This window comes from Microbacterium sp. NRRL B-14842, assembly GCF_050470785.1.
Genome location: NZ_JBFLUM010000001.1, coordinates 2,562,379 through 2,586,280 on the forward strand (window position 1 = coordinate 2,562,379; position 23,902 = coordinate 2,586,280).

At 71.2% G+C, this 23,902-nt stretch carries 23 protein-coding genes; 12 read left to right on the forward strand and 11 right to left on the reverse strand.

Annotated features, from left to right (window positions below):
- Positions 1–2: 2 nt before the first annotated feature.
- Entirely contained in the window at positions 3–1,343 is a 1,341-nt protein-coding gene (locus AB1285_RS12610; protein ID WP_429977471.1) for a phenylacetate--CoA ligase family protein, read from the forward strand.
- Positions 1,344–1,352: 9 nt separating this feature from the next.
- On the opposite strand, the gene AB1285_RS12615 is transcribed toward AB1285_RS12610, so the two are convergent.
- Positions 1,353–2,372: a glycosyltransferase family 4 protein gene (locus AB1285_RS12615; protein ID WP_187663187.1), complete on the reverse strand. Its 1,020-nt coding sequence runs from the start codon at positions 2,370–2,372 to the stop codon at positions 1,353–1,355.
- Positions 2,373–2,524: 152 nt separating this feature from the next.
- Here AB1285_RS12615 and rfbA point away from each other — a divergent pair, with 152 nt between their 5' ends.
- Genes rfbA through AB1285_RS12630 form a run of 3 tightly spaced genes read left to right on the forward strand, consistent with a single transcriptional unit; the run spans position 2,525 to position 5,810 of the window.
- Entirely contained in the window at positions 2,525–3,397 is an 873-nt protein-coding gene (rfbA, locus tag AB1285_RS12620) for a glucose-1-phosphate thymidylyltransferase RfbA (RefSeq protein WP_187663186.1), read from the forward strand.
- Complete coding sequence (gene rfbB, locus AB1285_RS12625; protein ID WP_187663185.1) at positions 3,394–4,392, forward strand: dTDP-glucose 4,6-dehydratase; 999 nt, start codon at positions 3,394–3,396, stop codon at positions 4,390–4,392. Before rfbA ends, rfbB begins: the two co-directional genes overlap by 4 nt.
- Complete coding sequence (locus tag AB1285_RS12630; protein WP_370428941.1) at positions 4,392–5,810, forward strand: sugar nucleotide-binding protein; 1,419 nt, start codon at positions 4,392–4,394, stop codon at positions 5,808–5,810. Before rfbB ends, AB1285_RS12630 begins: the two co-directional genes overlap by 1 nt.
- On the opposite strand, the gene AB1285_RS12635 is transcribed toward AB1285_RS12630, so the two are convergent.
- Positions 5,807–6,985 carry a glycosyltransferase gene (locus tag AB1285_RS12635; protein WP_232089168.1) on the reverse strand — a complete coding sequence of 393 codons (1,179 nt, stop codon included), beginning with the start codon at positions 6,983–6,985 and terminating at the stop codon, positions 5,807–5,809. The genes AB1285_RS12630 and AB1285_RS12635 overlap by 4 nt on opposite strands.
- A 166-nt stretch (positions 6,986–7,151) precedes the next feature.
- Between AB1285_RS12635 and AB1285_RS12640 the strand changes: the two genes are divergently transcribed.
- Entirely contained in the window at positions 7,152–7,607 is a 456-nt protein-coding gene (locus AB1285_RS12640) for an adenylyltransferase/cytidyltransferase family protein (protein WP_187663183.1), read from the forward strand.
- A gap of 12 nt (positions 7,608–7,619) precedes the next feature.
- Here the strand turns inward: AB1285_RS12640 and AB1285_RS12645 are convergent, their stop codons facing one another.
- Complete coding sequence (locus AB1285_RS12645; protein ID WP_187663182.1) at positions 7,620–8,012, reverse strand: SIP domain-containing protein; 393 nt, start codon at positions 8,010–8,012, stop codon at positions 7,620–7,622.
- Between the two features lie 105 nt (positions 8,013–8,117).
- Here AB1285_RS12645 and AB1285_RS12650 point away from each other — a divergent pair, with 105 nt between their 5' ends.
- From AB1285_RS12650 to AB1285_RS12670, 5 genes are all read left to right on the forward strand, one after another.
- Positions 8,118–8,618: a hypothetical protein gene (locus AB1285_RS12650; RefSeq protein WP_366237367.1), complete on the forward strand. Its 501-nt coding sequence runs from the start codon at positions 8,118–8,120 to the stop codon at positions 8,616–8,618.
- Positions 8,615–9,592, forward strand: coding sequence for a cation transporter (locus AB1285_RS12655; RefSeq protein WP_366237366.1), 978 nt, complete (start codon positions 8,615–8,617; stop codon positions 9,590–9,592). The genes AB1285_RS12650 and AB1285_RS12655 overlap by 4 nt, the downstream gene beginning before the upstream one ends.
- Positions 9,589–10,494: an alpha/beta fold hydrolase gene (locus AB1285_RS12660; protein ID WP_187663180.1), complete on the forward strand. Its 906-nt coding sequence runs from the start codon at positions 9,589–9,591 to the stop codon at positions 10,492–10,494. The genes AB1285_RS12655 and AB1285_RS12660 overlap by 4 nt, the downstream gene beginning before the upstream one ends.
- A gap of 9 nt (positions 10,495–10,503) precedes the next feature.
- Entirely contained in the window at positions 10,504–10,767 is a 264-nt protein-coding gene (locus AB1285_RS12665) for a glutaredoxin family protein (protein WP_071327714.1), read from the forward strand.
- A gap of 67 nt (positions 10,768–10,834) precedes the next feature.
- Positions 10,835–12,598: an aldehyde dehydrogenase family protein gene (locus AB1285_RS12670; RefSeq protein WP_370428942.1), complete on the forward strand. Its 1,764-nt coding sequence runs from the start codon at positions 10,835–10,837 to the stop codon at positions 12,596–12,598.
- A 9-nt stretch (positions 12,599–12,607) separates the two neighbouring features.
- On the opposite strand, the gene pip is transcribed toward AB1285_RS12670, so the two are convergent.
- Entirely contained in the window at positions 12,608–13,579 is a 972-nt protein-coding gene (gene pip, locus AB1285_RS12675) for a prolyl aminopeptidase (RefSeq protein WP_370428943.1), read from the reverse strand.
- Positions 13,580–13,649: 70 nt separating this feature from the next.
- Positions 13,650–14,531 carry a KPN_02809 family neutral zinc metallopeptidase gene (ypfJ, locus tag AB1285_RS12680; RefSeq protein ID WP_268777667.1) on the reverse strand — a complete coding sequence of 294 codons (882 nt, stop codon included), beginning with the start codon at positions 14,529–14,531 and terminating at the stop codon, positions 13,650–13,652.
- A 51-nt stretch (positions 14,532–14,582) separates the two neighbouring features.
- Between ypfJ and AB1285_RS12685 the strand changes: the two genes are divergently transcribed.
- Complete coding sequence (locus tag AB1285_RS12685; protein WP_187663176.1) at positions 14,583–15,572, forward strand: malate dehydrogenase; 990 nt, start codon at positions 14,583–14,585, stop codon at positions 15,570–15,572.
- Positions 15,573–15,625: 53 nt separating this feature from the next.
- A complete protein-coding gene (locus AB1285_RS12690) occupies positions 15,626–16,102 on the forward strand; it encodes a dehydrogenase (protein WP_101847531.1) in 477 nt (158 codons plus the stop codon).
- 9 nt (positions 16,103–16,111) lie between these two features.
- On the opposite strand, the gene AB1285_RS12695 is transcribed toward AB1285_RS12690, so the two are convergent.
- The 6 genes from AB1285_RS12695 to AB1285_RS12720 are packed head-to-tail and all read right to left on the reverse strand — an operon-like array spanning position 16,112 to position 23,857.
- Entirely contained in the window at positions 16,112–16,873 is a 762-nt protein-coding gene (locus tag AB1285_RS12695) for a hypothetical protein (protein WP_370428944.1), read from the reverse strand.
- Positions 16,870–18,081 (reverse strand): hypothetical protein, encoded by a 1,212-nt coding sequence (locus AB1285_RS12700; RefSeq protein WP_187663174.1) that lies wholly within the window; start codon positions 18,079–18,081, stop codon positions 16,870–16,872. Before AB1285_RS12700 ends, AB1285_RS12695 begins: the two co-directional genes overlap by 4 nt.
- Complete coding sequence (locus tag AB1285_RS12705) at positions 18,081–18,377, reverse strand: hypothetical protein (protein WP_062635420.1); 297 nt, start codon at positions 18,375–18,377, stop codon at positions 18,081–18,083. Before AB1285_RS12705 ends, AB1285_RS12700 begins: the two co-directional genes overlap by 1 nt.
- Positions 18,374–18,676: an SAV_915 family protein gene (locus AB1285_RS12710; protein WP_187663173.1), complete on the reverse strand. Its 303-nt coding sequence runs from the start codon at positions 18,674–18,676 to the stop codon at positions 18,374–18,376. Before AB1285_RS12710 ends, AB1285_RS12705 begins: the two co-directional genes overlap by 4 nt.
- A 19-nt stretch (positions 18,677–18,695) precedes the next feature.
- Complete coding sequence (eccCa, locus tag AB1285_RS12715; RefSeq protein ID WP_370428945.1) at positions 18,696–22,673, reverse strand: type VII secretion protein EccCa; 3,978 nt, start codon at positions 22,671–22,673, stop codon at positions 18,696–18,698.
- The gene (locus AB1285_RS12720; protein WP_370428946.1) at positions 22,670–23,857 is read right to left on the reverse strand and encodes an FHA domain-containing protein; all 1,188 of its coding nucleotides are present in this window, start codon (positions 23,855–23,857) and stop codon (positions 22,670–22,672) included. Before AB1285_RS12720 ends, eccCa begins: the two co-directional genes overlap by 4 nt.
- Between the last annotated feature and the right edge of the window lie 45 nt (positions 23,858–23,902).

A 23,902-nucleotide genomic window follows, 5' to 3' on the forward strand; every position in this document is an offset into this window, starting at 1 on the left:
CCATGTCCGCATCACTGAAGGGCGCGTTCTTCCGCGCCAAGGCCGCGACCGTACGGGCGAGAGCGGGAGCCTTCCACCGTGAACTCCTCTCGAACGAGCACTTGGCCCCGGCCGAGTTCGCCGGTATGCAGAACAGGCTCGCTCGGGACATCGCGGCGTTCGCCATGGACTCCTCCGCGTTCTACGGCGCCCGCTACCGGGAGCTCGGCGTCCGCCCGGATTCCCTGACCGATCCGGAAGCCTGGGCGTCGTTGCCGATCCTCGACCGGGCGACCGTCAAGCAGCACGCGGCGGAGATGCGCACGCCCGAGGCGACGGAAGCCAGTGCGCGACCTGCTCTGACGGGCGGCAGCACGGGAGAGCCCCTCGCCACCCTCCACGACGCCAGGGTGCCGGCTCTGGCCCTGAGCTGGAGGATGTACTCCTGGTGGGGGATCGAGCCGTACGACGACCTCGCCCGGGTCGGTCGCTGGAACTTCGGGCGGCTGGCGACCATCAAGAACGACCTCGCCTGGTGGCCCACCACTCAGGTCTACCTCGACGCCGGTCTGATCTCGGAGCAGACGATGGAAGCGTTCCATCGACGACTCACCGCGACGCGACCGCGCCTGATCGAGGGGTACGTCGGAGCGATGCTGGAGTTCGCCGATTTCCTGGAGCGCCGGAAGCTGAGCGTCCCCATCCCGAAGGCGATCGCGACGACGGCGGCGCCGCTCACGGCCTCCGTCCGCGCACGGCTCGAGTCGGTCTTCGGCGCTCCCGTCCACGACGAGTATCGCGGTTCCGAATTCGGATGGATCGCCGGGGAATGCGCTCATCGCGACGGTCTCCACGTCTTCGCCGACGTCCGCCGGGTGGAGGTGGTGGACGAGGACGGGGCCCCCGCAGCCCCCGGCCAGCTGGGTGACCTCGTCATCACGGATCTGCGCAACAGGGTCTTCCCGCTGATCCGGTATCGCACCGGCGACAAGGGCATCCTGCGATCGGAACCCTGCCGCTGCGGCAGTGCCCTCCCGCTCATGGAGCAGCCTCAGGGGCGGACGACGGACATGATCCGTCTCCCCAGCGGTACCGTGCTCGCGCACCGCCTCATGGGGATGTTCGCCGCACACCCGGAAGCCGTGCGTCTCTTCCAGATCCACCAGCTCGCCGATCACTCGATCACCATCCGCGTCGTGGAGGGTGACGGCGCGGAGGCGCGGAGTCAGATCGAGAGCGCGGTCGCCGCACTGCAGGAGCGGATCGCGAACGAGGTGCCGGTGCGCACCGACTTCGTCGACTCCCTGCCCTACACGGGCGGCAAGACGAAGTACATCATCAGCGACGTGCCCCCTTCGGTCTGAGCGTCGACGTCAGCCGTCCGCTCGGAGACCGCGGACGAGGGCGTCGACCATCGTCGCGGTCGTGAAGCGGCGCTCGACCTCGATCCGGCCCTGCCGACCCAGCTCGGCGGCGCGGTCGGGATCGTCCAGCATTCCGAGCAATGCTTCCGCCAGCACCTCCGGCTCCTCCGGCGGGACGAGGACACCGGTGCGGGCGCTGACGTAATCGCGCATGCCAGGGGTGTCCGAGACCACCACGGGGCGGGCCGTGGCCAGAGCCTCCAGCGCCACGGTCATCCCTGACGCGTGGAGGTTGGGGCGGGTCGCGGTCACCACGACGCTCGCGGTCGCGTACAGATCGCGGAGCTCCGTGTGCGGCAGCCGACGCACGAGCCGGACGCCCTCCGGAGGCGGCAGCGCGGAGGGCGACTGCACGACGACGTCGACTCCCGGGCGCGCAGCGAGGACCAGGGCGAGCGCGGCGTACAGCGTCGCGGGATCCCGGTCGCGATCGTTGCCGGCGCTGACGATCCGGGGTCGGGCGGCGGGTGGCCGCGCGCCGAAGAACTCGTGGTCGATCCCGAACGGCACGACGAAGATGCGGGGCGCGTCGGCCCCGAGGAGCCGTTGCAGGGGCACGACCTGTGCCTCGCTCAGCACCCAGAGCGCCGTGGCCGCCCGCAGCATCGCCACCAGTCGACCGGGTGCAGCGCCGGCCGCCGCCATGTCGGTGAGCCAGATGACGCCAGCGGCGTACCGCGTCCGCGGCCGCAGGATCTGCAGACGATAGGCGGTGTTCTCGTCCCACGCGATGGCGAACCCGGCACGGGGCCGCGGGCCGACGCCGGCGCGTGCGCGGAGCCGTGCGATCCGGCCGGGGTCGGGGAGCTCATCGACCTCCACGACGGCGTGGTCGCGAAGAGCGTCCAGCCCGTAGGGCCAGACGCTCGGAACCTCTCCCCTGGCGTGTGCGCGCGCCCAGGCGGATGCCGACTGCTCGGCACGGTGCGCCCAGGTGACGGACAGCGCCGGGCTGTCCTCGGATCCCACGAGGCCCACTATGGACCTCGGCCCGGGCGGTGTAAAGGGGGAGTTCTCCGCTAGAGTCGAGCGTACGACTGTGGGGGTCGTCGGACGGCAGGGGATGGCCGTCCTCTCAGTGACGCCGCCACGAGCATCGATGTTTCACGAGGGGGACATATATGAAGGGCATCATTCTGGCGGGCGGCTCGGGCACGCGGCTGCACCCCATCACGCTGGGGGTCTCGAAGCAGCTGATCCCGGTCTACGACAAGCCGATGGTGTACTACCCGCTGTCGACCCTGATGCTCGCCGGGATCCGGGAGATCCTCATCATCACGACGCCGCACGACGCCGCGCACTTCGAGCGGCTGCTGGGAGACGGCTCCCAGTTCGGCGTCTCCCTGTCCTTCGCGCAGCAGGAGTCGCCGGACGGCCTCGCCCAGGCGTTCACCATCGGCGCGGACTTCATCGGCGACGACAGCGTCGCGCTGGTCCTCGGCGACAATCTGCTCTACGGGCCGGGCCTCGGCACGCAGCTCAAGCGCTTCGCGGACATCGACGGTGGCGCGGTCTTCGCGTACTGGGTGGCGGAGCCGGAAGCCTACGGAGTCGTGGCGTTCGACGCCGACGGCCAGGCCGTCTCCCTGGAGGAGAAGCCCGCCGCCCCGCAGAGCAATTACGCGGTGCCCGGCCTGTACTTCTACGACAACGACGTCATCGAGATCGCTCGCAACCTGGCGCCCAGCGCTCGCGGGGAGTACGAGATCACGGACGTGAACCGGGCCTACCTCGAACGGGGCAAGCTGCAGGTCGAGGTCCTCCCCCGCGGGACAGCGTGGCTGGACACCGGGACCTTCGACCAGATGACCGACGCCGCCGACTACGTGCGTACGATGGAGCGCCGCACGGGGATGAAGATCGGCGTGCCGGAGGAGGTCGCCTGGCGTCAGGGCTTCCTCGACGACGAGGCGCTTCGGACGCGCGCGGAAGCCCTCGTGAAGTCGGGCTACGGAACCTACCTGCTCGGACTGCTCGAAAGGGGCGCTCGATGACCCGCCTGCTCGTGACCGGCGGCGCCGGCTTCATCGGATCGAACTTCGTGCACCACGTGGTCGCGCACACGGACGCGCACGTGACCGTGCTGGACAAGCTCACCTACGCCGGCAACCGCGCCTCGCTCGCGGGTCTCCCCGCCGACCGGGTCGAACTCGTCGAGGGGGACATCGCCGACGCCGCGCTCGTCGACAGCCTGTTCGCCCGGACCGACGCGGTCGTCCACTATGCCGCCGAGTCCCACAACGACAACTCGCTGCACGACCCACGGCCGTTCCTCGACACCAACATCATCGGCACGTACACGCTGCTGGAGGCCGCCCGTCGGCATGATCGCCGGTTCCACCACATCTCCACCGACGAGGTGTACGGAGACCTCGAGCTCGACGACCCGGCACGGTTCACGGAGCAGACGCCGTACAACCCCTCGTCGCCGTACTCGTCCACGAAGGCCGGCAGCGACCTGCTCGTGCGCGCCTGGGTGCGCTCGTTCGGCGTGCAGGCGACGATCTCCAACTGCTCGAACAACTACGGCCCGTACCAGCACGTGGAGAAGTTCATTCCGCGCCAGATCACGAACGTGCTGCGCGGGATCCGACCCAAGCTGTACGGCGCCGGACAGAACGTGCGCGACTGGATCCATGCCGACGACCACTCCTCGGCCGTCCTCACGATCCTGGAGAAGGGCGAGATCGGCCAGACGTACCTGATCGGCGCCGACGGCGAGAAGGACAACAAGTCCGTCGTCGAGCTGATCCTCACGCAGATGGGCCAGCCCGCCGACGCCTACGACCACGTCACGGACCGCGCCGGTCACGATCTGCGCTACGCCATCGACTCCACGAAGCTGCGCACCGAGCTCGGCTGGGCGCCGCGGTTCTCCGACTTCGAGTCGGGCCTCGCCTCCACCATCGAGTGGTACCGCGCGAACGAGGACTGGTGGGCGCCGGCCAAGGACGCCACGGAGTCGTTCTACGCCGCCCGGGGGCAGTGATGACCGCGTTCGGCAAGGCGCTCACGATCACCGAGACGCCGATCCCCGGCCTGCTCCTCGTCGACCTCCCGGTGCACGGCGATGCCCGCGGCTGGTTCAAGGAGAACTGGCAGCGCGAGAAGATGGTCGCCGCCGGCCTTCCGGACTTCGGTCCCGTGCAGAACAACATCTCGTTCAACGACGCGATCGGCACCACCCGCGGCATCCATGCCGAACCGTGGGACAAGTGGGTCTCCGTCGCCACCGGCCGGATCTTCGGCGCCTGGGTCGATCTGCGGGCGGGCGAGACCTTCGGGCGCGTCTTCACGGCGGAGATCGACCCGTCGCGCGCCATCCTCGTGCCTCGCGGCGTCGGCAATTCGTACCAGACGCTCGAAGCGGACACCGCCTACACCTACCTTGTGAACGACCACTGGTCGCCGGACGCGGCGTACTCCTTCCTCAATCTCGCCGACGAGACGGCGGCCATCGCGTGGCCGATCCCGCTCGACCAGGTCGAGATCTCCCCGAAGGACCGGGCGCATCCTCGACTGGCCGACGTGACCCCGATCGGCCCGCGGAAGACCCTCGTCGTCGGGGCGTCCGGTCAGCTCGGCCTGGCGTTGCGGGCGGCTCTCGGGGACGCGGAGCACGTCGAGTACACGACCAGGGAGACGCTCGACCTCCGCGACCCCGAGCTGGCCGTCGCACGGCGCTGGCGCGACTACGGGACGATCATCAACGCGGCCGCCTACACGGCCGTCGACCACGCCGAGACCGCGGAGGGGCGGGCCGAGGCCTGGGCGGCGAACGTCACGGGCATGTCCGCGCTCGCCCGCATCGCGACCGAGAACGGCCTCACGCTCGTGCACGTGTCCAGCGACTACGTGTTCGACGGCACGAAGGACGGCCCCTACACGGAGACGGACGAGGTCCGTCCGCTCGGTGTCTACGGGCAGACGAAAGCGGCGGGGGACGCGATCATCGCGACCGTGCCCCGTCACTACATCCTGCGCACCTCCTGGGTGATCGGCGACGGCCGCAACTTCGTGCGGACGATGGCCTCGCTGGCGGAGCGGGGCGTCGCGCCGCGGGTCGTCGGCGACCAGATCGGGCGGCTCACCTTCACGGCGGACCTCGCCGCGGCCATCCGGCACCTGCTCGACGTCTCGGCGCCGTTCGGGCTCTACAACGTGACCGGGGGCGGCGAACCGCGCTCCTGGGCCGACATCGCCCGCGCGGTCTACCGGCTGACCGGGCACGACCCGGCCGCGGTCACCCCGGTGACGACGGAGGAGTACTTCGCCGACCAGGCCGGACCGATCGCGCCGCGTCCGCGCAACAGCGTCCTGGACCTCGCCCGGATCACGGCCACCGGCTGGACGCCGAGGGATGCGGATGCGGCCCTCGCGGACTACCTATCCGCCGACGACGCCTAGAGCTCGCCCGGCTTCATCGCCTCCGCGTCGATGGCGCGGATGATGCGCAGGGTCGCGGTGTCCGGCTCCGGCTCACCCGCCGCCTCCCGCTCCTCCCGTCGCCGACGGGGCGCGTACACGACGAGCGAGTGGAAGAGGAAGCGGGCGAAGAACGCCACGACGAGCGAGAGCGCCGTGGCGAGCACGCTGGAGATGTGCCACGTCTCGACCATGAGCGCCATCACCGGGATGCGCAGGGCCGCCTCGACGTTGTTGAACGTGAACGAGGCCGCGAAGCGTGCCGCGGCGCTGCGGGCGTCGGTGCGCATGTCCGCGAAGACGAACCGCTCCTGCAGCAGGAAGTTGCCCACGATCGTGACCTCGGCGCCGATGATCGCCGCCCACACGTAGGGCACGCCCGCGGCGGTCAGCGCCCACATGATCGCGAGGTTCGCGATGGCGCCGAGGACGCCGATCGCGGCGAACAGGGACATCTTTCCGAAGCGCAGCCGTGCCAGGTGGGCGATGAACGTGGCCCCCTGCCGGAGGCTCGCCTTCGAGGTACCGTGGCGGCGTTCGCCGAACTCCATCGGGACCTCCGCGATCCGCAGATCGGTGCGGGCGAGGATCTCCAGGAGGATCTTGAAGCCCTGCGGCCGCAGGGCAGCGAGATCGAGTCGCCGCCGGTCGACGAGGAAGAACCCGGTCATCGGATCGGTGCTCCGGGCGAGCCGCCGCGGGAACATCGCGCGGGTCAGCCAGGTGGCGGCGCGGGAGACGCCGAAGCGCACGGCCGTCCCGAGGCCGCTGGTGTCTCCGCCGCCGATGTAGCGGGAGGCGGCGACGACGTCCGCGTCGCCGTCCGCGTACCGGTCCAGCAGGGTCGGCAGGAGCTCCGGCGGATGCTGGAGGTCGCCGTCCATCACGATGCAGACGTCGCCGTTCGCGGCCCCCAGGCCGACGACGACCGCCCCGCCGAGGCCCCCGACGTTGTCCGCGCGATGGAGCACCCGGACCGCGATCGGGGCGTCGGCCGCGAGGCGCTCCACCTCGGCCGCTGTGTCATCGGTGCTGTCGTCGATGAAGAGGATCTCGGCGTCCCGTCCCGCCAATGCCGCCGCCGTCCGCTCCACGAGTTCGGCGACGTTGTCGCGCTCGTTGTACGTCGGCACGATGACCGTGACCCCTGCCCCCAACGTGGTCCCCTTCGTTCCGCAGCCCCATCGGCTCCGGCATCCATCGTTCCATGGGTTCCTATGGGCCGCAGGACATGTTCCTGCTAGAGTGTCGTCTGCGGCTGTGGGAGTCGCGACGAACGGGTGGGGATCCGTTCGACTGGGGAATGATCGATCTGGGGAGATCATGGGGACGCGTATCGGCTATGCCGTCGGAGCTTTCGACCTGTTTCACGTCGGGCACCTCAATCTGCTGCGGCACGCCAAACAGCACTGCGACATCCTGATCGCCGGTGTGGTGAGCGACGAGATGCTGCGTCAGGTCAAGGGGATCGAGCCGGTCATCCCGACCGCCGAGCGTGCCGAGATCGTGCGGCACATCTCCTTCGTCGACGACGTCTACGTCGAGACGACGCCGTCGAAGATGGACTCCTGGCGCGACGTGCGCTTCACGCACTTCTTCAAGGGCGACGACTGGCGCGGCACCGAGAAGGGCCTGCGGCTGGAGAGCGAGTTCGCGGAGGTGGGCGTCGAGGTCGTCTACTTCCCGTACACCGCGCACACGTCGAGCTCGGCGCTCCGCCGCGCGCTCGACGCGATCACCGCGAACGCCACGGCGTCGGTGGTCGGCGCGACCCGCTGAAGCCGGCGTCGGTCAGTTCGCGACGCCGAGGAGGCTGCGCGCCATCCGCGCCACGTGCGGCGGGGTGTGCGGGCCGAGCCACACCGTCCAGTGCTCCGGGGGCTCACTGCACGTCCACTCCAGGCACCACGCGTAGACGGCGTTCGCGAGACGCTCGCCGCGGGCATGGGCGCGCGGCCCCTCGGCGCGCAGGAGCCAGCGGACCGAGACCCCCTGGGGGACGTCGATGTGCCGGAACTGGATACGGGCCGCCGCCTCGATGAGGATGACGCCGTGCGCATCCCACGGGAGCCGGGACGCGACGCGGGCGATGGCTCCGACATCGGCGGCGTCCCCGGCGATGAGGACGGCTCCCTCCATCGCTTCCCAGTCCGGATCCTCGAGGTGCTCGCACGCGATGCTCATGCCTCCACTATAGGTAAGGCTACCCTTACCATCAAGCCGTTAGTCCTCCGCGACGGCGCTCGTCAACACCTTTACCCGGACGGCGCCACGCGTCATCCTGAGTCCGTGAGCAGTGAGAGGATTCGACGCACGCCCGCCGGACGCCGCCTGGTCGGCGCCCTGGTCGGCCTGATCGTGGCCGCAGCCCTGAGCGGGTGCGGAGCGACGGTCCCCGCAGACCCGGACGGCACCCTGGACCGAGTCACGGGCGGAGAGCTGCGGGTCGGCACCTCGCCCGACCCCGGCCTGGTCGAGACAGACGGCGGCCGGCCCCACGGGCCGGTCGTCGCCCTCGTCGACGGCTTCGCCGCGAGCCTGGACGCCCACGTCACCTGGACGGTCGCGACCGAGGAGAGCCTGGTGGGCATGCTGGAGACCGGCGACCTCGATCTCGTCGCCGGCGGCCTGACCCCGGACACCCCGTGGATCGACAAGGCGGGCGTGACCCGCGGCTATCCCGGGATCGAGGGCGCGGGCGATCGGGAGCTCGTGATGCTCGTCCCCCTGGGCGAGAACGCCTTCCTCTCGGCCCTCGAGACCTACCTCGACGGTGAGGTCGATCGATGACCGAGACGAAGCGGTTCGGGCGTACCGAGCTCCCCGACGAACAGCAGCAGGCGACCCGGAAAGCCGTGCGCTGGGAGATCTTCACGATCGTCTACACCTCGATCACGATCACCGTGATCGCGCTCGTCGTGGGCGAGTCCCAGGCGATGCGCACGGCGTGGATCGAGGACATGCTGTCCCTGATCCCGCAGTTCGCGTTCCTTCTCGCCCTGGTGTTCGTGCGGCGCCGCCCCACCCGGAAGCACCCCTACGGCCTGCACCGCGTGATGGGCGTCGGGCACCTCGTCGCCGGTGTCGCGCTCCTCGCGGTCGGCCTCAACCTCGCCGTCGAGGCCGTCGCCGGACTCCTCCGGGGGGAGCACCCGACCATCGGCACGGTGCAGCTGTTCGGGCAGACGATCTGGCTCGGTTGGCTCATGGTCGCCGTCATGGCCGTCGTGATCGTCGGACCGGTGTTCTTCTACGGTCCGGCCAAGGCCAAGCTCGCCCCCGTCCTGCACAACAAGCTGCTCTACGCCGACGCCGACATGGCGAAGGCGGACTGGCAGACGACGGTCGCCTCGATCGTCGGCGTGCTCGGTGTGGGCGCGGGAATCTGGTGGCTCGACGGCGCCGCGGCGCTCTTCATCTCGCTCGGCATCATCTGGGACGGCTTCCGCAACACGAAGACGGCCATCGTCGATCTCATGGATCAGCGGGCCCGCACCTTCGACAGCGCGGAGCCGCATCCGCTGGCCCGCGATGTCGTCTCCTACCTGCGCAGCCGCCCCTGGGTGGATCAGGCTGCCGTGCGCATGCGGGATCAGGGCCAGGTGTTCCACATCGAGGCGTTCGTGGTGCCGCATCACCGGGCCGTCCGCACGGCCGACCTGACCGCCGCGTCCGAGGGCATCGCCGACTTGGACTGGAAGGTGCAGGACGTCGTGATCATCCCGGTCGAGGAGCTGCCGGCCGAAGCGGACCCCGGGCGATGAGCGCCGCCGACGAGGCGCTGTTCCCCGGCTTCACGACCACTCGGATCCCGACCTCCGAGGCGGACATCCTCGTCCGTCACGGTGGCTCGGGACCGCCCGTGGTGCTCCTGCACGGTCACCCCCGCACCTCGGCGACGTGGCATCGGGTGGCTCCCCTGCTCGTCGAGCGCGGCTTCACCGTGATCTGCCCCGACCTGCGCGGCTATGGACGCTCCCGCGGCCCGGCGCCCACCTCCGATCACTCGGCCCATTCCAAGCGTGCCGTCGCCCGAGACATCCGCGCCGTCGCAGAGAGACTCGGTCACGAGCGCTTCCGCCTTGTCGGGCACGACCGAGGCAGCTACGTCGCGCTCCGGCTCGCCCTCGATCACCCGGAGACCGTAGAACAGGTCGCGCTGCTGGACTGCCTGCCGATCTCGGAGCACCTTCGCCGCTGCGACGCGACCTTCGCCGTGCATTGGTGGCACTGGTTCTTCTTCGCCCAGCCGGACATCCCGGAGCGCGTCATCGGCGCGGACCCGGAGGCCTGGTACGCCCCCAAGGCCGACCCGGCGACGATGGGCGCGGCGAACCATGCAGAGTTCCTGCACGCGGTGCGGCAGCCGTCGGTCATCCGGGCGATGCTCGAGGACTACCGCGCCGGTCTCACGATCGACCGCGCACACGAGGAGGCGGATCGCGCCGCCGGGCGCCGACTCGCGATGCCCGCGCTCGTGCTCTGGTCGGAACGCGACGATCTCGAAGAGCTCTACGGCGACCCTCTCCGCATCTGGCGGGACTGGGCCGACGATGTCCGCGGCCACGGCATCGACAGCGGGCACCACATGGCGGAGGAGGCGCCAGAACCTCTCGCCGCCGCACTGGCGGGCTTCTTCGGAGCCGCCCCTCCCCCACGGACGTAGGCTGGAGGCATGACCAACCCCGCCTCCGACACCATCACGATGTTCGGCGCCGACTGGTGCCGCGACTGCATCCGCACGAAGAAGCAGCTCGACGAGCTCGGCGTCGCGTACACCTACGTCGACCTGGTCGCCGACCCCGACGCCGCCGACATCGCGAAGGACATCTCCGGCCGCACGAACATCCCCGTCGTCGTCTACCCCGACGCCTCGCACCACGTCGAGCCGTCGAACGCCGACGTGGAGTCGAAGCTGCGCGAGCTCTCGCTCATCTGATCGTCTCGCCACTCGGCGGATCTCCGCGCGGACGCCTAAGCTGAAAGCCCGTTCGAAGGAGACGCCGATGACTTCTGCGCCCACGACAGCGCCTGCCGTTCCCGCTCTCGGGGAAGGCGAGGCGGAGAGGCTCGACGCCGCCGTCGCCGACCTGCAGACCGGGACGTCGGTGTGGACCGCGCTCACCGTGGCGCAGCGCGCGACGCTGCTCCGGCAGGTCCGCACGAGCGTCGCCGCGACGGCCGAGGACTGGGCGACGACCGCCGCCGCCTCCAAGGGCCTGGACGCGCGGCATCCGCTCCGCGGCGAGGAGTGGCTGAGCGGTCCGTACAGCGTCCTCGGGGCGCTCGACGCCTCGATCGCCACGCTGACCCGGATCGCGAACGGGGCCAATCCACTGGACGGCATCCGGGTCGACCGGGCGCCCGGTGGCCGGGCACGCGTGCATGCCTTCCCTCTCACCGGCATCGACCGGTTCCTGCTGTCCGGATTCACCGGCGAGGTCTGGCTCGAGCCGGGGACCACGCCGAACGCCGCCAGGGCGGGTGCGGGTCTGGCCCAGCGCACGCCGACGGTGTCCGGCGGCGTGGGCCTCGTGCTCGGCGCCGGGAACGTGACCTCCATCCCCGTGCTGGACGTGCTGTACGAACTGCTCGCCCACAACCGCACCGCCCTGCTGAAGGTGAACCCCACGCAGGACGCCCTGGTCCCCGTCTACAAGCGCGCGCTCGCCCCGCTCATCGAGCCCGGACTGCTGCGGATCGTGCGCGGGGGCCCGGCGGCCGGCGCGTATCTCACCCAGCACCCGGGCCTCGCGCACGTGCACATCACCGGCTCGGCGGCAACGTTCGACACCATCGTCTGGGGGCCGTCCTCCGGTGAGGGCGCGGCGGCGACGAAGCGCCGCCGCCGCGAGAACCGCCCGCTGCTGAAGAAGCCCATCACCGCCGAGCTCGGCGGGGTCTCCCCCATCATCGTCGTGCCCGGGAAGTGGACGGCCGCCGACCTCGCGTATCAGGCCGAGCACATCGCGACCATGCGGCTGCAGAACAGCGGCCACAACTGCATCGCGGGGCAGGTCGTCATCCTCTCCGCCGACTGGGACCAGGCCGACGACTTCCGCGCCGCGCTGCGCCACGCCTACGCCACCGCTCCGGAGCGCCCGATCTGGTACCCCGGCGCCCCCTCCCGCATGCAGGCCGCCACGGACGACTACCCGGACGCGCTCGTGCTCGGGGACCGGCTCCTCGTCGAGATCGACGGCGATGAGGACCCCGCCGCCCTGGAGAGCACGGAGTACTTCGCCCCGGTCCTCGGCGTGGTGAGCCTGCCGGGCACCGGCCAGGAGTTCCTCGACGCCGCGGTCGCGCACGCGAACGAGAAGCTGCAGGGCACGCTCGGCGCGAACCTGCTCATCGACCCGGCCACCGAGAAGGCGCTCGGCAGCGGGTTCGAGCGGGCGCTCACCGCCCTGCACTACGGCTCGATCGCGATCAACGGGTGGACCGCCTTCGGGTTCATCACCCCGACCCTCACCTGGGGCGCTTTCCCCGGCGGCACGATCGACGACGTCGGCAGCGGCATCGGCGTCGTCCACAATGCCCTGCTGCTGGATCGGGTGGAGCGCTCCGTGCTGCGCGGCCCCTTCCGACCGTTCCCGCGCTCGCTGCCCGTGGCCAACGGCGGCGGACGCCTGACCATCCTCCCGAAGCCGCCGTGGTTCGTCTCCTCCCGCACCGGCGCGGCCGTGAGCGAGGGTCTCACCCGCCATCGCGCGGACGGCGGCGCCGTCGGCCTCGTGAAGACCCTGATGCGCGCGCTCCGCGCCTGAGGGGACGCGTCAGGCCTCGGGCCGGAACCGATCGGTCGCGGCGCGGAGAGCCGCGCGGATGCCGGGTTCGGCGGCGGAGTGGCCCGCGTCGTCGACCACCTGGAAGTCGGCTTCCGGCCAAGCCCGGTGCAGGTCCCACGCCGTCATCATCGGCGTGACCACGTCGTGGCGGCCCTGCACGATCACGGTCGGGATGTGCCGGATGGCGTCGATCCCGGCGAGCAGCTGTCCCTCGGCCCACCAGCCGCGGTGCACGAAGAAGTGGTTCTCGATGCGCGCGAAGGCGACGGCCCGGCGGGGATCGGCCATCGCCGCGATCTGCTCCGGGTCGGGGCGCAGGGTGACGGTCGCCGCCTCCCAGGCCGCCCACGCGAGGGCCGCCGGTTCGTGGACCGCCGAGTCCGGATCGAACAGCCGCCGGTGATACGCCTCGATCATCCGCGAGCGCTCCAGGACCGGGATCGGCGCGATGAAGTCCTCCCACAGGTCGGGGAACAGCGCCGCCGCCCCGCCCTCGTAGAACCATTCGAGCTCGGCGCGACGCAGGGTGAAGATGCCGCGCAGGATCAGCTCGGAGACGACATCCGGGTGGGCCTGAGCGTAAGCCAGCGCGAGGGCGCTCCCCCAGGACCCGCCGAACACCTGCCAGCTCTCGATGCCGAGGTTCTTGCGCAGGAGCTCGAGGTCGGCGATGAGGTGCGCGGTGGTGATGTGCCGGAGATCGGCATCGGGCTCCGCGGCGGACGGCGTGCTCCGACCGCATCCGCGCTGATCGAGGAGGACGATCCGGTAGGCCTCGGGGTCGAAGAACTGCCGCTGCCACGGCGACGTCCCGCTGCCCGGACCTCCGTGGAGGAAGACCACGGGCTTGCCCTCCGGGTTGCCGCTGATCTCCCAGGCCACGCGGTGCCCGTCGCCGACGAGCAGCACCCCGGTCTCGTACGGCTCGATGGGCGGATAGAGCCCTTCGGTGTTCGTCATGTTCGGTCCCCCAACCGGTCGTGCGGTCCTGCCGAGTCCACGTTATCTGACAACGGCGGGATCACCGGGCCTACGGGTCGAGCTGATCGGCGGGAAGGGTGAACACCTGCCCGCACGCGTCGAGCCCGTTCTGGTATCCCTCCGCGAACCAGCGCTGACGCTGCGCGCTGGAGCCGTGCGTCCAGCTCTCCGGATTGACCATGCCGGCCTGCTCCTGGATGTGGTCGTCTCCGACCGCGGCCGCCGCGTTCAGGGCGTCCTCGATCTGCGTCTCCGTCGGCTTCTCCAGGTAGGGATCGCCGTCGGCGTCGGTCTGCTCGGTCATGCGGCCGAGCCAGCCGCCGGCGTAGCAGTCGGCCTGCAGCTCCATGCGCACGCCGTTGCTGCCGGGACCGGTGCCGTTGTTCGGGTACTGGTCCATCGTCCCGGTGATGTTCTGGATGTGGTGCCCCCACTCGTGCCCGATGATGTAGAGCTGCGCGAGGTTTCCGGCCGAGGCCCCGAACTGCTCCTGCATGAGCTGGAAGAAGGTGGGATCGATGTAGACGGTCTCCTCCGGCGGGCAGTAGAAAGGCCCCACGGCATTGGAGGCCGTTCCGCACTGCGTGGATGTCGCGCCGTCGACGACGATGTTCTGCGGAGCCCGGTAGCCCTCGACGTTGTCCCCCCAGAACGCGTCCAGTGCGAGCTGAGCGCCTGCGAGCCGGCACTCGGCGTTCGCGTTCGCGTCGGCACCGGTGTCGCAGTTCTCGATGGCCGAACCGCCGGCGGGCTCGCTGCCGCCCCCGGGCGCGCCACCGACCAGTCCGCTGAGGTCGATGCCCAGCAGGGGGCCGGCGATGAGGGCGAGGAGACCGAGCACGCCGATGCCGGTGCCGCCCGCGATCGCCGCCGTGCGTCCGCGGCGGCGCGTGGTGTTGCGGGAGAGGTCGGCGTCGGGATTGAACGTCATGCGTCGAGGGTACTCCGCGCGCCGACACCCTGACGGACGTAGGCTCGTGGCATGGCCACCACGATCACCATCACCGGCGCGGGCGGACAGATCGGCTACGCGCTCCTCTTCCGCATCGCCGCCGGCGACATGCTCGGTCCGGACGAGAAGGTGCGGCTGCGGCTGCTGGAGATCCCGCAGGGACTCGGCGCTGCGGAGGGCGCGGCGCTGGAGCTCCAGGACGGCGCTTTCGACCTGCTCGAGCACGTGGAGGTGACCGACGACGCAGCGGTCGGCTTCGACGGCTGCGACCTCGCGCTGCTCGTGGGCGCGCGCCCCCGCGGTCCGGGCATGGAACGCGGCGACCTGCTGGCCGCGAACGGCGGCATCTTCGGGCCCCAGGGCGCCGCCATCGCCGCGAACGCCGATCCCGGGGTCCGCGTGACCGTGGTGGGCAACCCCGCGAACACGAACGCCCTGATCGCCTCGGCGGCGGCCGACGGCGTGCCCGCCGACCGATTCACCGCACTCACGCGGCTGGACGAGAACCGGGCACGGGCCCAGCTCGCGCAGACGCTCGGCGCCCCCGTGCACACGGTGCGGCGGGTACCGATCTGGGGCAACCACTCGGCCACGCAGTTCCCCGACGTGTCGCACGCGACCGTCGGCGGGAAGCCCGTGCAGGACGCCCTGGAGCGGATCGTCGGCGACGTCCCGGCGTGGCTGGACCGGACGTTCATCCCCCGGGTCGCCAAGCGCGGCGCGGAGATCATCGAGGTCCGCGGGTCGTCCTCCGTCGCCTCCGCCGCGAGCGCGACGATCGACCATGTGCGCGACTGGGTCCGCGGGACCGAGGACTGGACCTCCGCCGCCGTCGTCTCGCGCGGAGAGTACGGCGTTCCGGAGGGGCTCGTCTCCTCGTTCCCCGTGCAGTCCGTCGACGGCGAGTGGCGCATCGTGGAGGGCCTGGAGATCGACGACTGGGCCCGCACGCGCATCGACGCCTCGGTCGCGGAGCTCGTGGAGGAGCGGGAGGCGGTCCGTGCCCTCGGACTGCTCTGATCCGGTCGCCGCGGGACGCCCCGGCAGGGCAGAATAGAGGGCGGAGGTGCGGGATGAGCGACACGATGGACCCGGCGGGCACGACGCCGTCTCTCGACGATGCGCTGACGAGCCCGCTCCACCTCCCGCACGACGCAGCAAAGTGCCCGAAGTGCTTCACGGAGCTGCAGCAGAACCGCAACTTCTGGACCGCGCGTCCCGCGGGCTCCCGCCTGGTCGGCCTCGTCGTCGCTCGTGAGGGCATGCCGTCGGTCGTCGAGCAGCGCGCCGACCTCACCCGTTTCGGCGTGCCCATCGAGGGCTTCCGTCACCCGGCGCCGGACATCCTGGAGAGCTGGAACGACCGCCTCGCGCGGCTCATCTCGACGCTCCGGACCGGAGACGTGGTCGTGGTGGCGAACATCCGGGCCCTGGGGCTCGACGCCGAGGAGGGCGCCCGCACGGTCGCCGAGCTCCGGCGACACGGGATCATCGTGAAGGTCCTCGGCCACGAGGCGCGTCATCTCGCCGACGCCGCCGGCGCCCGCTGAGAGGCGCCGCTAGAAGTCCCCGGACCGCAGACGGGCGAGCGTGCCCGCGCCGATCTCGGCACGGACGTCGGGACGGTGCGCGTAGAAGGTGACGAGTTCGGCCAGGAGCACCGGGTCGCTGGCGAGATCGGCCGCCGCCCACGAGGACTGCTGAGCGGTCGACGTCCGCAGTACCACGCGGTTGCCTTCCACGCCGGCGCTGACGACCTCCTCCCATGCCACGGCCACGTTGTTGCGCGGGATCCGGAGCTGCAGCCCGTCGGGGCGCAGCGTCAGGCGATGGGCGGAGGGAGCCCGGAACCACGACCGGATGCCGGCGATCGTCATGATCAGCGCGACCACCGGGAGGAGGAGCAGGGTGAGGAGCGGCAGTCGGTCCGCGGGCACCGTGAAGATGCTCCATGCCCACGCCGCGAGGAGCAGGGCCCCCACCGGCGCGAGGGCGCGCAGCGGCCAGACGATCCCCGCGGCCCCGCCGAACGCGATCGCCGGACCGTCGACGACCGGCCGGACGACTCGGACCCGTGAGACGCGGGCGTGGGCCACCATCAGCCAGACGCCGACGGCGACGGCCGCGAGCACACCGATCCCCAGTGCCTTCATCGCCGGAGCCGGATCGGCGAACAGGATCAGGCTGAACAGCAGGACCACGATGGCGAACACGACGCCGAACACCGTGAGCGCCGTGGTCGCGCGCTGCTGCCCGTCCCACCCCGGATGACCGGGTACCCAGATCGTCTCCGGAGAGGTCGACTGCTGCTGACCTGTCACCCGAACAGTCCCTTCCACGCCTTGCCGATGTTGTGCCCGGCGTCGCCCACGAAGTCGGTCGTGTTCTCCCAGGCGTCCTCCGCGAAGTCCGTCGTGGCGTCCCACGCATCCGCCATGCCGGCGTCGATCGACTCCCGGACGTCTTGCGGGACCCAGTTCTCGTAAGCCCACACCGCACCGGCGCCGACCGCCACCGCGGCCCCGCCGACGACCACCGCCGTGCCCCAGACCGGGAGCGTGACGACACCGGCCGCCGCGAGCGCGGCGACACCGGCAGCCGCAGCCGCGCCACCCGCCGCGCCGCCGATGATCTCCACCGCGGTGGACGAGGGGTCGTCGCCCGACGACATCGCCGAGCCCAGATTCCAGGCGTCGACGCCCCAGCCGATGAACGGCACCGCCCGACTCGCGCGAGAGAGTCCGCGGGCCAGATCCTCGGCCTCGTCCGCAGCCCACCGCATGCCGGTGGGGTTGGCGGCCTCGGCAGCGGCCTTGACGGCGGGATTGCCGGAGCGCAGCTCGCGAACGAAGTCCGATGCTCCGAGACGCAGATCCTCCGCGTGGGAGGTGAGCTCGGCCGCCGTCTCCGCCCACGCCAGGCCCTGGCCCTCGAGGTAGATCTTCGGGACCTCGCCGCTCGCCTCTCGCAGACCGGACAGGATCCTGTCCGCCGTGGACTGGCTCGGCATGGTCCCGAGGAAGCCGTCGAGGTTCTCGCTGATCCAGACCTCGAGCTCGCCCCACCAGGAGCCGACGTCGGCCGCGATCTCGTTGTACAGCTCGATGCGGTCGAGGTGCTCCTGCCACTCGTCCCAGTAGGGGTCGTCCCTCGACGTGGGGCACACCGGGATCAGGGACACCGGCCGGCCGATGATCATGCCGTTCACCGGAAGCCCCGCCGCCCGCGCATTGTCGCGGTGCGTCGCGAAGTCCTCCTTCATGCGCCGCAGCTGCCCGGCGTACGACCGGAGCTTCTCGGCGGCGTCACGAGCGAGGTCCTTGATCTCCTTCGCGGCGTCCGTCGTGCGCGAGAGGATCGTGACGTAGTCGTCCGCCGACTCGCCGAACCAGTGCCCGCGCACGCCGGTCGGGATGAAGGTCGTGACGTTGGAGGACACGTCTGCGGCGTCCTTCAGGTCGGGGTCGAGCCAGTCCGCGGCCGCCTGTACCTGGTCGGCGTCGCCGTATGTGGTCGTGTCGATCGTCATCAGAGGTCCTCGACGATGGCCGCGACCGGGTCGAGCTGGTCGATCACGTCCTGTTCGTTCGTCTCCGCGTCGTCGGCGATGGCGCGGACGATCTCTCCCAGGGTGCCGTTGATCCGGTACAGGGCGTCGACGCCCTCCCCCACCCGCTGCATGATGGCGGCGACCGTGTCGGAGGCGAGTCCGCCGTCGACGGCCGTCGGAATGCCGGAGAGCTTCGTCTCGATGAGCTCGACCGCCTCCTCGTGCATGTCCGCATGGACGGCCATCACCTCCGGGTCCATCGCGATGCGGCTCATGCGATGGCTCCGTTCCGGCGGTAGGACGCGGGCACGTCGAGGTCGAAGATGACGACGTCGTAGGGCTGCGCCTCCTTGATCTGACCGAGGTCCTCGGTGCGCACCAGGACCCAGGGCTGCCGCTCGCCGGCGAGCTCCAGCAGCCGGTCCAGGGCGGTGTAGGCGAGCAGCGCACGCCGCCCGTCCTTCAGCTCCCGGATCTCGACGAGCTGCTCCTCCGGCGTCGACGTCACGCTCAGGGGCAGGTACAGCACGGGTGGGACCATCGGCGCTGCGGCCGGCGTCGGTTCGAAGGTCATCTCGGTCTCTCCTCGGTTGTCACTCGTAGCTCGGCGGCACCCACAGCAGCTGCGCGGAGACGAGGCCCCGATCGCGGCTGACGATCTGCGCACGGCCGGGAATCGCGGGAACCGCCTTCACCTTGCCGATGAGCTGGCCCTCCTCGGGGCTGCCGGAGAGCAGGATGCCGGTCGCACCCAGGTCGGTCATGCGCTGGATGATGGGATCGTACGCGGCGCGGCTCGCCCCGCCGGTGCGGCGGGTGAGGATCACGTGAAGGCCGAGATCGGCCGCCTGCGCGAGCAGCGGTGCGAGCACCGCGACCGGGTTGCCCTGCGAGGTCGCCACGAGGTCGTAGTCGTCGATGAGGACGAACCCTTCCGCGCCCTTCCACCACGATCGGCTGCGGAGCTGGTCGGGCGTGACGTCGGGTCCCGGGATGCGGCTGCGGAAGAACTGGGCGAGCTCGTTCATCCCGCCCTCCGTCATCTCGTGCGACGTGAGGTAGGCGCCGAGGTACTCCTGCGGGATCTCGCCCAGGAGGGCACGACGGTAGTCGACGACGAAGATCTTCGCCTCGGTCGGCCCGTACAGGCGCGTGATCTCGTGCACGACGCCGCGGAGCATCGACGACTTGCCGGAGTCCGCGTCGCCGTACAGGTACAGCAGCGGCTCGGCGACCGGATCGATCGAGAACGGGGCGAGGTTCGCCTCATCGATGCCCAGCAGGAGTTCGCGGGGCTCCGTGCCGTCCGGCGACTGCGCGGCCGCCACGGCGCGCAGATCGGCATGGCTGATGCGCGAGGGCAGCAGCCGCAGCTTGGGCCCTGCCGGTCCGTGCCACGCCGCCGCGACCCGTGCCACGAGGTCGTCGATCCCGTCGGCGAGGCTCGACGCGTCGTCCACCCCGTCGACGCGGGGCAGCGCCGTGAGCATCTGCAGGCCGCGGTCGTTGAGGCCGCGGCCGGGGATGGCCGTGACGTTCTCCGCCGCCTTGCGGTTGACCTCGGAGTCGGTCGGGTCGCCCAGGCGCAGCTCGATGCGGGTGCCGATGAGGTCCTTGATGTTCGCCCGGATCTCCATCCAACGCGCCGCCGTGATCACGACGTGGACGCCGTAGGTGAGACCCCGCGCGGCGATCGCCTGGATCTGCGGCTCCAGCATCTCGAACTCGGCGCGCAGCGTGCCCCAGCCGTCGACGATGAGGAAGATGTCGCCATAGCCGTCGTCGGTGAGACCCTGCGCACGGCGCTGGCGGTACGCGTCGATCGAGTCGATGCCGTTCTGCCGGAAGTACACCTCGCGGGCGTTCAGCAGGCTGGTGACCTCGGCGACCGTACGGCGGACCACGTCCGGCTCGGAGCGGGTCGCGACGCCGCTGATGTGCGTGAAGTCCTGCAGGCCGGTGAAGCTGCCGCCGCCGAAGTCGATGACGAAGAACTGCACCTCCTGGGGCGTGTGGGTGAGCGCCAGCGCGGCGACCGTCGTCCGCGCGAGCGTGCTCTTGCCGCTCAGCGGCGCGCCGACGATCGCCATGTGGCCGGCCGCGCCGCCGAGGGAGACCGCAAGGTTCTCGCGGCGCTGCTCCAGCGGCACGTCGACGATGCCGAGCGGGACCGTGAGCGCCCCCGCACCCCGCCAGCGCGGGGAGACGAGCCCGAGCGACGGGTCCTCGACGAGGTCGCCGAAGAGCTGGTCGAGGGTGGCCGGCGTCACCAGCGGCGGCAGCCACACCTGGTGGGCCGCGGGGCCGCGTCCCTTCATGGACTCGACCGCGATCTCGAAGGTGTTGCGCTTCTCCTCCGGTTCGGCGTCGACCATGACCTCCGGCTCGTCCACGGGTGCCTCCGCCCGCCACACCGGCGCGGCGGTGAACAGCTCGACCGCCGTCGAGCCGGTGCTCTGGCCGGAGCCGCCGGACGACGCCCTCCGGCGACGACGCGGCGGCGGGCCCGATACGTACGCACCACGGAACTGCGTCATCGTCTCGGTGTCGGACTTCAGGATGCCGGCGCCCGGCTGGGTGGGCAGGTGATAGGCGTCCGGCACGCCGAGGACCGTGCGGGACTCGGCCGCCGAGAACGTCCGAAGACCGATGCGGTACGAGAGGTGCGTGTCGAGGCCGCGCAGCTTTCCCTCTTCGAGTCGCTGGGAGGACAGCAGCAGGTGGACCTGCAGCGAGCGGCCGAGGCGGCCGATGTTGACGAACGTGTCGACGAACTCCGGCTTCGCCGACAGGAGCTCGGAGAACTCGTCGGCGACGATGAGCAGGGCAGGCAGCGGCGCCAGATCGGTGCGTCCGCCGCGACGCGCCTTCTCGTAGTCGGCCACGTTGGCGAACGGGCCGGTGGCCCGCAGCAGCTCCTGTCGGCGCACCATCTCGCCCTGGAGCGCGTCCTGCATGCGGTCGACGAGGGAGATCTCCTCACCGAGGTTCGTGATGATCGCCGAGACGTGCGGCATGTCGGCCATGCCGGCGAACGTCGCCCCACCCTTGAAGTCGACGAGCACGAAGTTGAGCTGCTCCGGCGAATGGGTCATCGCGAGGGCCAGCACCAGCGTGCGGAGCACCTCCGACTTCCCGGAGCCGGTGGCGCCGATGATGAGCCCGTGCGGGCCCATACCCTGCTGCGCCGATTCCTTGATGTCGAGGATGAGCGGGCTGCCGTCCTCGGTCTGGCCGATCGGCACGCGGAGCCGATCGCGCTCCAGGCGCGGTGCCCACGCGGCGTCGAGGTCGAGGTCGCGCACGTCGGGCAGGCCGAGGAGCTCGACGAGCTCGGCCTGGCCGGTCGCGCTCTTCTTGCTGGCGATCGCGGTGCCGCCCGAGTACAGGGCGATGAGCCGACGGGCGGTCGCCTCCGCCTCGACGATGGTGATCGCATCGGCCTCGAACGGCCGTGCGGGCACCTGCAGGCTGACGAGCTCGGCGCGTGTGCTGGCACCGCCGGTCTCGAAAGCGATGCGCAGGGCGTTGGGGTCGTCGAGGTCGCCCCAGCGGGCGGGGAGGTCGATCACGGTCACGCCCTGCACGCCGTCGCCGGTGACGAGGGCGTCGTTGAACGATGTCGTGGCGCCGTCCGTGACGATGACGATGTGCGGCGTCTTCGGTCCGGAGCCGTCGCGGGCGAAGCGCGAGCGCTCACGCACCTCGGGCGGCAGCATGTCCTCGAGCTCGGACAGCTGCGAGCCGATCATGCGGGCGGCGCCGAGGCCGTCCCGCACGGTGCGTGAGTGCGTGTGCGGCAGCCACTTCGCCCACTCCCACTGCGGGAGCACGCCGGTATCCGCGGCGATGACGATCTGCAGCACGTCGGGGTCGTGCATGGTGGCCGCATGCAGCAGCATGGCTCTCGCCAGCGCGCGGGTCTCGTCCTCGTCGCCGGTGATCTCGATGCGGGCGTAGTCGCGGAGGGTGACGCCGAGCGGGAGGTTCTTCTGGACCTCGTGCGTCAGCATGAAGCGGTGCGCGGCCGAGGCGGCGACGGGGTCGAGCTGCGCCAGTGGCGGGAGCTCCGGGGCTTCGAGCGTGACGCACAGCGGCTGATCGGTGACGCCCACGCGGACCGACAGGAAGTCGGGGTCGTTGACGCCGCGCTCCCAGACGCGGGTGCGCTCCTCCGCGAGGTACGGCAGAGTCGACGGGGCGGGCAGGTGCCAGTTCGCGGAGCGGCGCTGCTGTCGGGCGGCGACGCGGACGGTCTGCCGCAACTCGGTCAGGTACGCCAGATACTCGCGGCGGGCACCGAGCGTGGCCGCCTGCCGCTGGGAGCGCTGCCGCCAGCCGTTGACGGCGACGAAGCCGAGCGAGGACAGCAGGAACATGCCACCGGTGAGCAGACCCGTGACGGACTGGTTCGACATGGTGACCATGACGATCGCGCCGACGCTGCCGAGCATGGGCAGCAGCGACCCGAGGATCCCGATGCCGCCGTCGTTCGGCTGCAGCTCCGGCGGGGCCTGGACCGGGAGCCTCCCGGAGGGGACACGGGGCGGGGCGAGACGGGGTCCTGTCATGCTCTCTCTCCGGCGCTGCTGTCGGTGCCCAGCAGAAGGCTGATGGTGAAGCTGCGGTTGCCCATGCGGACACGGTCGGCGTCGTCGAGGAGCACGCGCTCGCCCGCGACCAGCTCGGTCGTCTGGCCGTCGTCGCTGCGGACGTCGGAGCCGTTCGTGGAACCGAAGTCGGTGACCCAGGTGCGGCCGCGGGAGTGCTCGATGCGCAGATGGGTCTTCGAGACCGACGCGTCGGGGTCGGTGACGACGATGAGGCGATCGTCATGGGCGCTGGCGACGGGGCCGCGCCCGAGGTTCGCGGCCACGGGGAGGGCGAGCTGCACCCGCTGACCCGTGTCGAAGATGAGCAGCAGCGCCCCGGTCTCGGGGGCAGGGGCCGGGGCCTCGGCACCCGCCTGCGACCCGGGCGCCGGGGCGACGGTGAAGAGCGGCCGGTCCGATCCGGGTGCCGCCGGTTCCGGGGTCTCGGTGCGGCGGGAGGCCGCGCGGGCGTCGGTGGGCTGGGAGTCCTCGTCCACGACGGACGGCGACGCCACCAGCGGCACGACCTGCGGCGGAGCGAGCGGAGCGGCCTCCACCGCGGCAGGAGTCGGCGGAGCCTCGACGGCCGCCTTGGCGGGCACGGCGACCACGACGGTGCCGGCCACGCGGTCGGCCCAGGACTGCCGTCTGCCGCCGCGATCCCAGGCGCTGGAGGCGACGACGACCCAGCTGCCGACAGCCACGAGGAAGCCGGCGCCGGTGATGATGCCGCGGACGAACTGGCGCCCGATCCCCGGGGACCACGGCCGGTCGGCGCGGGCACTGCGCAGGCGCAGCACGGCGTTGCCGAGGGTGAGGCCGGTTCGCGCTTCCAGCACCCAGAGGAACAGGGCGAGCTCGAAGACGGTGAGGCCCGCGAGCAGCACGCTCTGGGTCAGCACGAGGACGACGGCGGACGCGAGGAACACGGCGGCCGCGTCGAGGGTGAAGGCGGCGATCCGCTGGATGGTGCCCGCGGGCGCTCCACGGAAGGCGGGGCCGAGTCCCTCGGCCGGCCGAGGGACGGTGCGTCGCGACGAGGCGATCGGCGTGGGCGGCGCGGGCGTCTGGCGGAGCGGCGTGCCGTCGACGCCCGGCGGCGCCGCGATCAGGGCGGGCGGCAGCGCGGGGATCTCCCCTGGACGGTCTGCGCCGGGCGCCATCGGCGGGATCGGACCCCCGCTCGGCCAGGACTGTGATGGGCCGTT